This window comes from Streptomyces sp. NPDC051051 (assembly GCF_040682975.1).
Classification (GTDB): Bacteria; Actinomycetota; Actinomycetes; order Streptomycetales; family Streptomycetaceae; genus Streptomyces.
The window spans coordinates 44,990-58,721 of sequence record NZ_JBFBCB010000031.1 but is presented as its reverse complement, the minus strand read 5'-3'; the positions used below and the strand labels follow the sequence as shown (position 1 = coordinate 58,721).

Sequence of the window (13,732 nt, the reverse complement as noted above, 5' to 3'; positions counted from 1 at the left end):
CTCCCGCAGCCGTGGGGGGAGGGGGACGGCGCTCCGGTCCGCCCGCCGGGTGCGGCGGGCGGACCGGGGTCATCGGGGATCTCAGACGGTGTTGAGGTCACACGTCGTCACCGTGCACGGGAACAGGCCGAGGTCGGCTTCCTCCTCCTCCAGCGTCTGCAGGGCGTCCACACCGAACTGCGTTTCGTTCCCCATGGTGTTCACCTCCCTCCTTCGTACCGCGGGTGCGGATGGGCGACCGCGGCGCAGCGGAGGACGTGAACCACATCCCGGACCTCGCCCGCCGGCCCGCACCGGTCGGTCTGCTCAGCCGCGAGGTGAAGGGCGACCCGCGGACCAGTCCGCGCTACCGCGACATCTGCCAGCCCCTGGGCAGCGGGACGAGTTACGGGTGGTGCTGCGCGACCGGCACGGGAGTTGGGGCGCCCTCGTCCTGGGTCGCAGCGCCGACCTCCCCCCGTTCGACGAGGCGGAACTCGGAACGGCCGGCTCACTCGCCGAACCGCTGGGACAGGTGCTGCGGCACCTGCTCGTCGAGGAGAGCGCCCGGGCGCCCTCCCACCCCACCGCCCCGGGACCGGTCATGCTGGACGCCGGCTACGAGCCGGTCTTCACCTCGCCCACCGCCGACCACTGGCTCGGCGAACTGGAGTCGGGGAACGGCGGCCACGGGCTGCCCATCGCCGTCTACGCGGTGGCCGCCTCCGTCCGGGCCGCCGCCCGCGCGGGCGAGGCGTCGCGGTCCGTGACCTCGTGGGCCCGAGCGCGCAGCCGGGAGGCCGTTCAGCTGCACGCCTGGTCGCTGGACGAGGACCTCGGCGCGTGCGTCGCCGTCGCGGTGGAGCCCGCCGATCCGCTCGGACGGGCGGCCTTCCTCGTCCGCGCCTACGGCCTCTCCCCACGCGAGTGCGCGGTGGCCGAACTCGTCTTCCACGGCTACTCCCCCCAGGAGATCGGCCGGCGGCTGCGGCTGTCGCCGCACACCGTGCAGGACCACCTGAAGGCCGTGTTCGACAAGACCGGGTCCGCAGCCGCCGCGACCTGGTGGCAGCGGTCTTCTCCCGGCACTACGCGCCCGACGCGCCCCCCGTCCCGACGCGACCGCCACCTGCCGCACACAGGCCGGTACCCAGGTCGTCGGCGCCGTGACGTTCGACGTCACCGACGGCAGGATTGCCACCGTGCGCGGCGTCGCCGCCCCCACCCGCCCGGTCCGCCTCGCCGAAGCCTGGCGGCGGCACGAACCGGGGACTCCGCTGGTGACCGGAGACCGGGGGCTGTCGGGCGCGGCACCCGGACTGCGCCCGGTCCGCCTTTACACCTGGTCAGCGGCGTGATCCACTACGCCGTGTCATGCACAGGAGGCCTTTGGGGAAGGGCCTCGGCGAAGGAAGGCCACAGGGGTGGGGATCACGGCGGACGAGACGGTACAGGTCTGTCCTCAGTGCGGAAGCGACATACGGGGGGACGCCCGGTTCACCGTGTGGTGCGCCGCCTGCGACTGGAACGTGGACCCGCAGAAGCCGGAGGCCGAGCACGGTTTGCCGGCGCGGACTCGGCAGGCAGCGGCCCACCGGTACGGCGCGCGCCTGGCGGCTGACATGGCGTCGGGTGGGGAGCTGCGTGCGCGACGGGACGTCGCCGCCGTCCTCGCCTGTGTCTGCGCCGTCCTCGTTCACGGTCTGACGCTGCTGGTCACCGCCCTGGGAATCCGGTGGATCATTTCCGGGTGGGGCGGAGTCCCGATGGCGGGCGGGCTGCTCCTCCTGGCTCTCGCCTGGTCCCTGCGACCCCGGCTCGGCACGCTGCCCCAGGACGGACCGGTGCTGCACCGCGCCGACGCGCCCGAACTCTTCGCCCTGATCGACGACGTCGCGGAAGCCGTCGGCACGCGCGGAGTGGACACGGTGGCGGTCGACGCGGACATCAACGCCGGTGTGACGACGTACGGGCTGCGTCGTCGACGGCTGCTGACCCTGGGGTTGCCACTGTGGGAAGTCCTCACTCCCGCGCAGCGGATCGCACTGCTCGGTCACGAGCTGGGCCACTTCAGCAACGGGGACGTACGGCACGGAACGCTCGTCGCGAGCGCACACCGCTCGCTTGCCGCCTGGGCCTATTACCTCGCCCCCGCTCACAACCCCAGCCCCGTGCAGTTCTTCGTCAGCGTCGTGTGCTTCGTACCGTGGCTGCTGGTCCGGGGTGTGATGCTCACGCTCGACCGCCTCACCTTGCGCGCCACGCAGCGGGCCGAGTATCTCGCCGACCGCCTGGCCGGCCGCGCCGCGTCGACCGAGGCGGCCGTGCAACTCATGGACCGGCTCCTGATATCCGATTCCGCGGCGACCGTCCTCCGCCGGGAAGTCAGCCGGCAGGCACGGGGCAGTCACCGGACGCAGGGCGCCGACGACCGCGCGCACGGCTTGTGGGACCGGCTCGTCACGAGCATGGATTCCGTCCCCGAGGCGGAGTACGAACGTCTGCGCCGCGTCGGCGCACGCCGCGGGCACAGTGTCGACGCGACGCATCCGCCGACCCACCTGCGGCGCGCCTGCCTCCTCGCCGTGGAGAGCGTGGCTCCGACCGTCGTGGTCGGTGAGGACCGTACCCGGCGGATCGGCGTCGAACTCGCCGACGCCCGAACCCTGGTGGCCAGGCAGATCCTGCGCGACGGCTTCCCCGGCTGAGGCCCGGTCCGAAAAGCATGCGCACGCGATACACCATGCGGACGCGGTACGCGTCGAGGCCTGCCGAAGGCCGCGGGTACGAACCCCGGTGGGCAGGGCAACCCCGCCCCCGTCTCGTGGGTCACACAGGCGTCACCTGTTTCCTTCCTCTGTCCCCCTCGGTCCGGAAAGGGCCCCACTCCCTGTGTCGACTCGTATCCGGCTGACCGCGCTGGCCGCGACAGCCGCCCTCGCCGCCACCGGCGGCCTGATCACCGCCACGCCGGCCCTCGCGGCCGTCACCTGCGCCTCTCCCGTCTGGAAGGTGCAGTACTTCGGCAACTCCACCTTCAGCGGCACGCCGAAGCTGACCGCCTGCGATGCGGCCATCAGTGAGAACTACGGGTACGGCGACCCGGCCGGCGTCACCCTGCCCAAGGACAACTTCTCCGTCCGTTGGTCCCTGACCCGGGACTTCGGCTCCGGCGGCCCCTTCCGGCTCTCCGCCGCCACGCAGGACGGCATGCGCGTCTACGTCGACGGCGTGCGGAAGATCGACCTGTGGAGGAACGTCTCCACCACCGCCCGCAGGACCGTGGACGTGACCGTCCCGGCCGGCAGGCACACGATCCGCGTCGACCACGTCGCCTGGACCGGCCTCGCCCTCGCCGGGTTCACCTACGCCCCGCGCACCGAGGCAGCCGTCGACACGGTCAAGCCGCTCGCGCCGGCCGGCCTCACCGCCGCGTACGACCGGAACACCGCGCGGACCACCCTGCGCTGGACCGCGAACAAGGAGATGGACCTCGCCGGTTACCGCGTCTACCGCCGGCTGGGCACCACCCAGTGGGCGAAGGTCAGCGGCACATCCCTGCTCACCTCCCCGTCCTTCGTGGACGCGACGCCCGCCACGGGCCAGACCTTCCTGTACGAGGTCCGCGCCGTCGACAGGGCGGGCCGCGAGTCGGCCGGGAGCCCCGACGTCACCGCGGTCACCGTGGACCGCACGGGCCCGGCGGCGCCGACCGGCCTCTCGGTCGTGGGTGACGCGTGGTGGGCCACCCTGGCCTGGCAGGGGGTCGCCGACGCGGCGACGTACGAGGTGTACGTCGCCTCCGCGGCCACCGGCCCGTTCGAGCCGCTGGGCACGACGACCACGACGTCGTACCGCACCGACGCACCCGTGAACACCGTCCGGTACTACCGGGTACGCGCCCTCGACGCGCTCGGCAACCCGTCGGCGTACGCCACCGCCACCGGCGACGGCGTCGACCGGACGCCGCCGGGGTCCCCGGTCGCCCTCGGCTCCGTCGTCCGCGCCGACTACACCGACGTGTACTGGAAGCAGCCCGACGGCTTCTACGAGGACTTCGACAACGGCGGGACGTACCACGTCTACCGCTCGCCCGGCACGACCCTCGACCCGGCCGCTCTCACCCGCGTGACCTGCGCCGAGGAGAGCGACGAGACGAGCACCGGCGGCATCTGCCACGACCTGGACATGCCCGGGGGCACGTACGTGACGTACGCGGTCGCGGCGGTGGACCCGGCCGGGAACGAGTCGGCGCTGTCCGCCCCGCTCGTCGTCCGCACCGGCGACCGCGTCGCGCCCGGCCCGGTCACCGGCGTGCAGGCCACCCCGCGCGCCGACGGCGTGCTGGTGGGCTGGGCGGCCTCGAACGAGGACGACGTCGAGCGCTACGCGGTCTGGACCGGCGTCCGGCAGGCCGACGGCACGATCAAGTGGCTCGGCCCCACCTCCTGCCGGGAGGGCACGAGCGACCCGCTCGCCGTCCTGTGCGGCGACCTGCCGGACGGCGAGACGTACGTGTACGCGGTCGTCGCCAGGGACCTCTGGGGCAACGCGCTGTCCCCGAGCGACCCGAGGGTCACGGTCGTCCAGGCCACCGAACTGGACCTCCGGCCGTCCGTGACGGTCGTCCGGGACTGGGACCTCGGCAGCATGGGTTACGGCACCGTGATCGGCGGACCCGCCGAGGACGGGCCGTCCATCAACTGGCAGTGCGACCGGACGGCCGAGTGCGACGACGTGGTGGGCTACCGGGTCAGCCGGTGGAACGCGGCCGCGGAGGCGTACGAGCCGCTGCACGCCGGGCTGCTGCCGGCCGAGACCCGTGCCTACACGGACACCACGGCCGCGCGGGGGACCACGCACTTCTACACGCTGGAAGCGGTGCGCGCCGACGGCGGCGTCGCGGGCACGCACGTGTGGAACTGCGTCTTCCAGGACCGCGTCTAGCCAGGCGGTGCGCTCGGGTCGGGGACCCGGGCCGGAGAACCGGGGCCGGGGAGCCGGAGCGGGACGTGCCGCTCCGGCTCCCCGCCCGGCGGTGCCCGACGTGTCGCCGACGGTGCCCGGCCGGGGGAAGCCGGGGAACGGGCGGCTCAGTTCTCCTCGCGCAGTCCCCACGGAGCCCCGTACGCGCCGAGCAGGTCGAGGAAGGGCTCGGGCGGCAGGGCCTCGGGGCCGAGGACGCCGCTCGCCCTCCACCTGCCGTCGGCGATCAGTTCGAGGGCGATCACCGGGTTGACGGCGGTCTGCCAGACGACGGCCTGGGAGCCGTACTCGCGCATCGTCCATTCGTTGTCGACGACGTGGTACAGGTACACCTCGCGCGCGGCACCGTCCTTCGTTCCCCTGACCCAGGTGCCCGCGCAGGTCTTGCCCTTCATGCGGTCGCCCAGCGTGGCCGGGTCGGGCAGGCACGCGGCCACCACGTCCCGCGGGGAGACCTGGACCGGCCCGTCGGGGCCGGGGACGGTGACCTTCCCGGTCGAGTCGAGCCCCAGCTCGTGGAGGGTCCTGAGCTTGGCGATGAAGTCGTCGCCGAGGCCGTACTTGAAGGTCACGCGGCGCGCGTCCACCCAGCGGGGCATGAGGAGCACCTCCTCGTGCTCGACGTTCACGCACTCCACGGGGCCGATGCCCGCGGGGAAGTCGAAGACCTCCGGCTCGCTGAAGGGTGCCGTGGTGAACCAGCCGCGGCCCTTCTCGTAGACGACGGGCGGGTTGAGGCACTCCTCGATGGTGGTCCAGATGCTGAAGGAGGGCGCGAAGTCGTAGCCCTCGACGGTGAGGTTCGCGCCGTCGCGGACGCCGATCTCGTCGATCTCGTCGAAGAGCCGATCGGCCGCGTACCGGGCGAAGACGTCCGACAGGCCCGGCTCCACGCCCATGCCGACCAGGGCGAGACGGCCGGCGCGCTCCCAGGCCCCGGCCAGGGCGAACTGCTCGTCGCCGAGCTTCACCCCGCACTGTTCGTAGGGGGCGGTCGGGTGCGGTACGGACAGCGACATCGCCATGTCGACGTAGTGCGCACCCGCGGCGAGTGCGGCGTTGAACAATGGCATCACGAACCGCGGGTCGGTCGCGTTCAGCAGGACCTCGCAGCCTTCCGCGACGAGGAGCCGGCTGACGGCCGCCTCGTCGGAGGCGTCCAGGCGGTGCGCGCTGAACCGGTCCCCCTGGTCGTCGAGCGCGGCCACGGCCGCCTCGGCACGGGCGAGGTCGTAGTCGGCGACGACCATGTGGGTCAGGAAATCGCGGCGGGCGGCGATACGGGTGGCGGCGGTTCCGACGCCGCCCGCACCTACGAGAAGCACACGCATGTCACACACCGTTCTCGTCGAGAGTCGGGACAGTCCCGGCGAACGACCGGGGACGCCTCGATGCAACACGACCGCGACGGTTAAGGTCTACGGCGTTGGCATAAGGGGTTCCCAGGGAGCATGCGATGCCCAAGAAGGTGGTTCCGGAGGCGGAACGGCGCAGGCGACGACCGACCCGCCACGGCACCGTGCTGTCGGAGAAGCAGATCGTGCAGACGGCGCTGCGGATGCTGCGCGAGCACGGCAGCGCCGGACTGACCGCACGCCGGCTCGGCGCCGCGCTCGGGGCCGACCCGAGCACCCTCTACCGGTACTTCGCCGGCCTGGACGACCTGACCCGTGCCATCGGCGAGGAACTGATGGGGCGCGCCCTCGACAGCTGGACGGCCACCGGGAGATGGCGCCCGGACCTGCGCGCCCTGGGCCTGGCCATCCACACCTCCTACCTCGCCCACCCCCAGGCCGCCCTGCTGACCGCCAGCCGTGTCACCGGCCGGCCCCGGGAGATCGAGGTGGACGAGACGATCCTCGGTATCCTGCGCGGTGCCGGCTTCGGCGACGTGGACACCGTCGGCGTCTACCACGCGTTCATCGACCTGACCCTGGCCTTCGCCGCCCTGGACGCGGGCGCGCTGGCCGTCAAGGACGAGGCGAGAGGGGCGGACGAGGGCATGTGGACCTCCACCTACGCCCGGCTGCCCGCCGAGACCCACCCGCACATCGCCGCCACCGCACACCTGCTGGCGGACCGGATGAACCTCAGCGCCTATCCGGTCGTCCTGGACACGCTCCTGAACCGGGCGGAGGCTCAGCTGGCCGCCGCGCGACACCGGGCCGGCGGCACCGGGTGAAACCGGCCGCCGCGGAAAAACGGTCCGCATGCGGCGAGGCGCCGTGCCCGGCGTGGCGCGCCCGGCGGGAACCGTCAGACGCGCCCCGGCCGTCGCACCCTCTTTGGCCGCCGGTCCTGCGCAGAGCCGGCGTGCGCTCGACGACGATGACGGAGAAGCCGTGCCCGGTGAGCCGGTAGGCCAGAACCGGACCGGCCGCGCCGGAGACGAGAATCCGCAGGGCACCGCTCCTGCTCGTTCGGTCCACCCGTACGGCGTGGAGCGCGGTGAAGGCCAGCAGGGGGGGCGGCGGGGCCGCCGGTGGACACGGAGGTGGCCTGGGCCCGGCACCGGATCGCCGTCAGCCGTGGCCTGACCCGGGTCGACGAACTCGCGGCCGAGGTCGGGGGGAGCCGTAAGCGGCTGTGGGCCCGGTTCCGGTCGCAGCTCGACCTGCCGCCCGAGCGCGTCGTGAAGCTGGTCCGCTTCGACCATGCCGCCCACCGCCTGGTCGCAGGGGAAGGCGCGGCCCGCGTCTCGGCCGACGCCGGCTACGCCGATCAGTCCCACCTGCATCGAGACGTCATGGCGTTCACCGGGGCGACCCCCGTCACCGTGGCCGGCGAGCCGTTTCTCGCCGTTGACGACATCGCATGGCCCAGCCGCGGAACAACCGCCGTGCCTCACGTCTCCAGGAAGTTCCGGCCCGGTCGCCCGCCGGAGGCGGGACGCGCCGCCGCGCGTACACCTCTGTCTCGATCTTCATCCGCGGGTCGGCGAGACCGCACATGAGCATCGTGGCGGCCGGCCGAACTTCCTGCACCGCGAGGACACCCCCGCCGAGCAGGAGCTCACCACCTTGTGACGTACCGCCGGGCGATCGGGCCCTACTCGTCGAAGCGCATCGACGTAGTCCTCGCCTGACGGACGGCCGACGTTCCGAGGAGCGAGACCTTCCCACCGTTACGGCTCTTGTCGCACGGGAAACAGATCCGTTACCTTCGCCTGCCATCAAGTGAAGCGCTTCGACAATCACCCCGAGGCAGGGCCGCCACCATGAGCCACCAGTTGAACCGTGGAAGCCACGACGACGCGGAGGTGTCCCTCCAGCACCGGACCGCCCGGCCGGGGGACCCCATGATCCCCGGCTTCCACCCCGACCCCAGTGTCTGCCGCGTCGGCGACGACTACTACCTCGTCTGTTCCAGCTTCGAGTACTTCCCCGGCGTACCCGTCTTCCACAGCCGCGACCTGGTGCACTGGACGCAGCTCGGCAACGCCCTGGACCGGCCGGAACAACTGCACCTGCCGGCCGGCATGCCGTCCTCGGGAGGGATCTACGCTCCCACCCTGCGCCACCACGACGGCCGCTTCTGGCTGATGGTCACCAATGTGAGCGAGGGCGGCGGCAACCTGATCGTCACGGCCACCGATCCCGCCGGCCCCTGGTCGGATCCCGTAGCCGCGCCGGGCGTACCGGGCATCGATCCCGACCTGGCCTGGGAGGAGGACGGCACCTGCTGGTGCACGGTCGCCGGGGTCGCCCAGGTCCGTATCGACCCGTCCACCGGACGGACGTACGGGACACCGCACGGCGTGTGGTCCGGCACACCCGGCGCGAAGGCCCCGGAGGCACCGCACCTGTACCGGATCGGCGACCACTGGTACCTGCTCATCGCCGAGGGCGGCACCGAGCGCGGCCACGGCGTGTCGATCGCCCGGGGCCCCGCGCCCGGCGGCCCGTTCGAGCCGTGCCCGGCCAACCCGATCCTCACCCACCGGAGCACCGACCACCCCGTGCAGAACACCGGCCACGCCGACCTGGTCCAGGGCCCCGACGGCTCCTGGTGGATGGTCCTGCTCGGCGTACGACCGCGCGGCGGCACCCCCGGCTGGCACGTGCTCGGCCGCGAGACCTTCCTGGCACCCGTGACATGGGTGGACGGCTGGCCGGTCGTCGGCGAGGTCGGACCGGACCCGGCCACGCTCCCGTGGCCCCTCTCCCCCGGGGCCGCCGAGGAGCACCGCGACGACTTCGAGCTGAGCGGACTGCGGCCGTCCTGGATCTCCGTGCGGGACCGGTCCGCCGCGCACTGCACCACCGCGGAGCGCCCCGGATGGCTGACGCTCCGCGCGCGGGGCGGCTCCCTGGACGAGCCCGACGTGGTGTTCACCGGCCGGCGCCAGCAGCACCTGTCGTGCCGGGCGCGCACCCTCGTCGACCCCGCCGAGGGGCGCGGCGGGCTCGCCGTCCGGCTGGACGAGCGGCACCACTACGCGATCGAGGCGTCCGGCACCGAGGTCCGGGTGATCGCGCGCGTCGGCTCCCTGCGCACGGTCGTGGCCGCGCACCCCGTGCCCGCCGGGCCCGTGGTTCTCGGCCTCACGATCACGGACCCGCCGCCTCCGCACGGGCCGGTCACCGGACCCGACGTCGTCTCCCTCGGTGTCGAGGAGTCCGACGGCACCTTCACGGTGCTCGCGGCGCTCGACGGCCGCTACCTGTCGACCGAGGTCGCCGGCGGCTTCAGCGGCCGGGTCCTCGGCATGTACGCCGCGGCCGGCACCGTCCGCTTCGACTGGTTCGACTACGAGCCCCTCGATCGCTAGGAGGTTCGGCGGCGCCTCGTCGCCGCCCGACACGGCCCGGCACCCGGTCAGCGGTGCGGCGTCCTGACCGCCCGGCCCCCCGTCCCGGTCGTCGCCCCCCTCCCCGGCCGGTCCGACGCCGGGGAGGGGGAGGCCGGCCGGCGGGGCGAGTGCCGGGCGGCGCGCGGCGTCCCTCAGGTGCGGGTCCACTTCTGGCCGGCCCGGCCGTCGCAGGCCCACAGGACCAGCCGGGTCCCGTTGGCGGTGCCGGCCCGGTCGACGTCGAGGCACAACCCGGCGTGCGCGTTGCGGATCGTTCCGTCGGAACCGACGGTCCACTTCTGGTTGTTCTGGCCGTTGCAGGGCCAGGTGATGACGCGGGTGCCGTCGGTGGTGCCCTGGTCGTAGGCGTCCAGGCACTTGTCCCCGAAGACCCTGATCTCGCCGCCGGCCCAGGTGGTCCACAACTGGTTGGCGGCCGTGTGGCAGTCCCAGATCAGTACCGTGGCCCCGGCCGCGGTGGAGGCGTTGTCCACGTCCAGGCAGCGGCCGGACGCGTTGCCGCGCAGCCGCGAGGTGGTGGCGGGCGACGGGCTGCCGCCGCTCACCCGGAACACGGCCACGCCGTGCGCGGGGACGCTCGCCGAGATCTGCCCGGATGTGCTCGACGTGCCGCCGGTCCACAGGTCCGTGAGGGTGAACGGCCCCCCGGACAGGCCGACTTGCGCGGCGGTGGTGGTGACCGTGGCGGTGCCGCCGCCCCGGTTGAACAGGCCCACCGCGACCGAGCCGTCGGACAGGGGCTTGGCGAACACCTCGGTGGTGCCGTCGTCACGCACCCTGCGTCCGCCCGCGCCCAGCGGGTCCTGGTCCACCGCCAGCAGCCGGGGGTTGCGCAGGATCGCGCTCACGTCGGCGGACATGGTGCGGATGTCGTTGCCGGCCATGAGCGGGGCGGCCATGAGGGCCCACAGGGCGAAGTGGGAGCGGGACTCGGTCAGTGACAGGCCGGGACGGCCGACGACCAGCATGTCGGGGTCGTTCCAGTGCCGCGGGCCGGATTGCGCCGCGAGCGGGGCGGTGACGTCCAGGACGTTGCCGACGCCCATCGGGTAGCTGTTGGTGTTGCCGTTCTGCCAGATGTCGAGCAGGTCCTCGGTCGTGCGCCAGAGATCGGCGACCCCGCCCCAGTCGTAGGTGGCGCCGGTGATGGCGTGCAGGCTGTTGGGGTTGATGCTGTAGACGATCGGCCGCCCGGTGGCGCGCAGGGCGTCGCGCATGAGCGTGAACCGAGCGACCTGTTCGTCGCGGGTGCCGCTGGAGGAGCACCAGTCGTACTTGAGGTAGTCGACGCCCCACGAGGCGAACGTGGCGGCGTCCTGGGCCTCGTGCCCCCTGCTGCCCGTGGACCCCGGGTAGCCGCCCGTGGCCTGCGCGCAGGTGCGCTCGCCCGGCACCTGGTAGATGCCGAACTTCAGGCCCTTGCCGTGGATGTAGTCCCCGAGCGCCTTCATCCCGCTCGGGAACTTGGTGGGGTTGGCCCGCAGGTTGCCCGCCGCGTCGCGCTGCGGGTCGAACCAGCAGTCGTCGACCACCACGTACCGGTAACCGGCGTCCCGCATCCCCGAGGACACCATCGCGTCGGCGGCCTCGCGGACCTGCGCCTCGGTGATCCCGCACCCGAAGCTGTTCCAGCTGTTCCACCCCAGCGGCGGGGTGAGCGCCGGACTGCCGGGGGCGGCCGAAGCGGTCGACTGGACGGCGGCCGTGACGGACGCGGTGACCGTCAGCGCGGCGGCCGCGAAGAGGTGGAGCAGTGTCCTGCCTGATCGTCTGAACACCGGGGCTCCTTTCCCGGAAGGGGAAGCCGTGAACTGCCTGCGCGCAAGGGCGGACGCGAGCCCCGCGCGGCACACGGTCGCATCGGGAACCCCCTGACGCCGCCACGCTGGGCCTGCCGCTCCAGAACACCCGGGCAGCGAAAGATTCGTTCGACATGGCGAACGTCATTCGGGTCCGAGGACCTTGACGGATCATCAGGGATGGCACTGGGCATGTCAACACAGTACGGATCGCCGGTCCCGCGGCATCCGACGAGCCGTCAGCCCGCAATCACACGCCCGCACCTCGAAACGTTTCGATGTGAACGGCGAATCATGCGAGAAGGATTGACGGGATCGTCAAGCTCTCTACCATCCCAATTGCTCGGTTAGTCGATCGGCGTTCGAAATGACGAACCGAGACGAGCCTGTCCGGCCGCTCAGCTCGCGGCGGACAGGACCACCGCGCGTTCCCGGGCCGCACGAGGAGAACGAAACGTGGAAATGTCACGCTCCCAACAACCGCTGGGCCGCCGCCGGGTCCTGGCCGCCGCCACCGGCCTGGCCACCGGTGCCTTCCTGCCCCCGGCCTCGGCCTCCGAGACCGCCACCGCCTCCGCTCCCCCTCCCGCCCCCGGTACGGCTCCCGCGGCCGCCGCGCAGTACACGAACCCGGTGATCTGGCAGGACTTCGCCGACATCGACGTCCTGCGCGTCGGCGACACGTACTACGCCTCGGCCTCGACGATGCACTACTCCCCGGGCGCGCCCGTCCTGCGCTCCTACGACCTGGTGAACTGGGAGATCGCCGGTCACTCGGTGCCCGTCCTCGACTTCGGCGCCAAGTACGACCTGAACGGGGCCCGTGGTTACGTCCGCGGTATCTGGGCGTCGTCGCTGGCCTACCGGCCGAGCAACAGGACCTTCTACTGGCTGGGCCAGATCGACTTCGCCCGGACGTACGTCTACACCGCCACCGCCGTCGAGGGGCCGTGGAACAGGCTGACGACCATCAGCACCCCCTACTACGACGCGGGGCTGCTCGTCGACAGCGACGACACCCTGTACGTGGCCTACGGAAACACCACCATCAGCGTCGCCCAGCTCTCACCCGACGGCCGCAACCAGGTGCGCACCCAACAGGTGTTCACCACCCCGTCGAGTGTCGGAACCCTCGAGGGCGCCCGCTTCTACAAGATCAACGGGCAGTACTACATCTTCCTCACCCGCCCCGCGAACGGCCAGTACATCCTGAAGTCGTCGAGCGGCCCCTTCGGCCCGTACACGATGCGGCAGGTCCTGCTCGACCTGCGCGGGCCGATCGCCGGCGGTGGTGTTCCGCACCAGGGCGGGCTGGTGCAGACGCAGAGCGGCTCCTGGTACTACATGGCCTTCGTCGACGCCTATCCCGGCGGCCGGATGCCCGCCCTGGCGCCGGTCACCTGGACGCCGGACGGCTGGCCCGTCGTACAGCTCATGAACGGCGCCTGGGGCACCTCGTACCCCAGCCCGGCCGTGCCCGCTCCGCCGCGCCAGGTCACCCCCATGGTCGGCGTCGACACCTTCGACGGCACGGCCCTGAAGCCCAGGTGGGAGTGGAACCACAACCCGGACACCACCAAGTGGTCGGTCGGCAACGGCCTGACCCTGCGGACCGCGACCGTCACCGACGACCTGTACTCGGCCCGCAACACCCTCACCCACCGCATTCAAGGACCCACCTCCACCGCCACGGTCCAGCTCGACCACTCCACGATGCGGGACGGCGACCGTGCCGGACTCGCGTTGCTGCGTGACTCCTCCGCCTGGATCGGCGTCAAGCGCGACGGCGGCACGACGCGGGTGGTGATGGTCGACAGACTGACGATGGACGGCAACTGGAACACCACCGGCACCGGCACCGAGGTCGCGAGCGCGGCCGTCTCGGGAAGCCGCGTCTGGCTGCGTGCCGGCGCGGACATCCGCCCCGGCGCGGCACGCCCCGGAACCTTCTCCTACAGCACCGACGGCACCAACTTCACCCGCCTCGGTCCCGCCTTCTCCATGGGGAACGACTGGCGGTTCTTCATGGGCTACCGATTCGCCCTCTTCAACCACGCCACGCAGGCACTCGGCGGCGCGGTCCGCGTCACGCGGTTCGAGCTGTCCGTGCCCTGAGCCGATCCGATCACCTGCACCACCCACCCGCACCCCCGAC

At 72.4% G+C, this 13,732-nt stretch carries 9 protein-coding genes and 3 pseudogenes; 8 read left to right on the top strand and 4 right to left on the bottom strand.

The window, feature by feature from the left end:
- Positions 1-81: 81 nt before the first annotated feature.
- Positions 82-195: an ALQxL family class IV lanthipeptide gene (locus AB0N31_RS23125; RefSeq protein WP_366060284.1), complete on the bottom strand. Its 114-nt coding sequence runs from the start codon at positions 193-195 to the stop codon at positions 82-84.
- Here AB0N31_RS23125 and AB0N31_RS23120 point away from each other — a divergent pair.
- From AB0N31_RS23120 to AB0N31_RS23105, 4 genes and pseudogenes are all read left to right on the top strand, one after another.
- Positions 194-1,006, top strand: a pseudogene (locus AB0N31_RS23120) (LuxR C-terminal-related transcriptional regulator); the annotation flags it as partial. The gene AB0N31_RS23125 and the pseudogene AB0N31_RS23120 overlap by 2 nt on opposite strands.
- A gap of 139 nt (positions 1,007-1,145) precedes the next feature.
- Positions 1,146-1,337 carry a hypothetical protein gene (locus tag AB0N31_RS23115; protein ID WP_366060313.1) on the top strand — a complete coding sequence of 64 codons (192 nt, stop codon included), beginning with the start codon at positions 1,146-1,148 and terminating at the stop codon, positions 1,335-1,337.
- A 66-nt stretch (positions 1,338-1,403) separates the two neighbouring features.
- On the top strand, positions 1,404-2,687 hold the full coding sequence (locus AB0N31_RS23110) for a M48 family metallopeptidase (RefSeq protein WP_366060283.1): 1,284 nt from the start codon (positions 1,404-1,406) through the stop codon (positions 2,685-2,687).
- 184 nt (positions 2,688-2,871) lie between these two features.
- Positions 2,872-4,926 (top strand): PA14 domain-containing protein, encoded by a 2,055-nt coding sequence (locus AB0N31_RS23105; RefSeq protein WP_366060282.1) that lies wholly within the window; start codon positions 2,872-2,874, stop codon positions 4,924-4,926.
- A gap of 146 nt (positions 4,927-5,072) precedes the next feature.
- Here AB0N31_RS23105 and AB0N31_RS23100 read toward each other — a convergent pair whose 3' ends face one another.
- Positions 5,073-6,296 (bottom strand): saccharopine dehydrogenase C-terminal domain-containing protein, encoded by a 1,224-nt coding sequence (locus AB0N31_RS23100; protein WP_366060281.1) that lies wholly within the window; start codon positions 6,294-6,296, stop codon positions 5,073-5,075.
- Positions 6,297-6,421: 125 nt separating this feature from the next.
- Here AB0N31_RS23100 and AB0N31_RS23095 point away from each other — a divergent pair, with 125 nt between their 5' ends.
- A complete protein-coding gene (locus tag AB0N31_RS23095) occupies positions 6,422-7,147 on the top strand; it encodes a TetR/AcrR family transcriptional regulator (protein ID WP_366060280.1) in 726 nt (241 codons plus the stop codon).
- Between the two features lie 288 nt (positions 7,148-7,435).
- Positions 7,436-7,792, top strand: a pseudogene (locus AB0N31_RS23090) (helix-turn-helix domain-containing protein); the annotation flags it as partial.
- On the opposite strand, the pseudogene AB0N31_RS23085 reads toward AB0N31_RS23090, so the two are convergent.
- A pseudogene (locus tag AB0N31_RS23085) lies at positions 7,737-7,943 on the bottom strand (GNAT family N-acetyltransferase); the annotation flags it as partial. The pseudogenes AB0N31_RS23090 and AB0N31_RS23085 overlap by 56 nt on opposite strands.
- A 320-nt stretch (positions 7,944-8,263) precedes the next feature.
- On the opposite strand from AB0N31_RS23085, the gene AB0N31_RS23080 reads away from it, so the two are divergent.
- Positions 8,264-9,736 carry a glycoside hydrolase family 43 protein gene (locus AB0N31_RS23080; protein WP_366060311.1) on the top strand — a complete coding sequence of 491 codons (1,473 nt, stop codon included), beginning with the start codon at positions 8,264-8,266 and terminating at the stop codon, positions 9,734-9,736.
- Between the two features lie 173 nt (positions 9,737-9,909).
- Here the strand turns inward: AB0N31_RS23080 and AB0N31_RS23075 are convergent, their stop codons facing one another.
- On the bottom strand, positions 9,910-11,556 hold the full coding sequence (locus tag AB0N31_RS23075; RefSeq protein ID WP_366060279.1) for an RICIN domain-containing protein: 1,647 nt from the start codon (positions 11,554-11,556) through the stop codon (positions 9,910-9,912).
- Positions 11,557-12,039: 483 nt separating this feature from the next.
- Here AB0N31_RS23075 and AB0N31_RS23070 point away from each other — a divergent pair, with 483 nt between their 5' ends.
- Positions 12,040-13,692: a glycoside hydrolase 43 family protein gene (locus AB0N31_RS23070; RefSeq protein WP_366060278.1), complete on the top strand. Its 1,653-nt coding sequence runs from the start codon at positions 12,040-12,042 to the stop codon at positions 13,690-13,692.
- Positions 13,693-13,732 lie beyond the last annotated feature (40 nt).

Coding starts and splice junctions, on each gene's coding strand:
- AB0N31_RS23125 (WP_366060284.1), bottom strand. CDS start 195: ATGGGGAACGAAACGCAGTTCGGTGTGGACGCCCTGCAGACGCTGGAG.
- AB0N31_RS23100 (WP_366060281.1), bottom strand. CDS start 6,296: ATGCGTGTGCTTCTCGTAGGTGCGGGCGGCGTCGGAACCGCCGCCACC.
- AB0N31_RS23095 (WP_366060280.1), top strand. CDS start 6,422: ATGCCCAAGAAGGTGGTTCCGGAGGCGGAACGGCGCAGGCGACGACCG.
- AB0N31_RS23080 (WP_366060311.1), top strand. CDS start 8,264: ATGATCCCCGGCTTCCACCCCGACCCCAGTGTCTGCCGCGTCGGCGAC.
- AB0N31_RS23070 (WP_366060278.1), top strand. CDS start 12,040: ATGTCACGCTCCCAACAACCGCTGGGCCGCCGCCGGGTCCTGGCCGCC.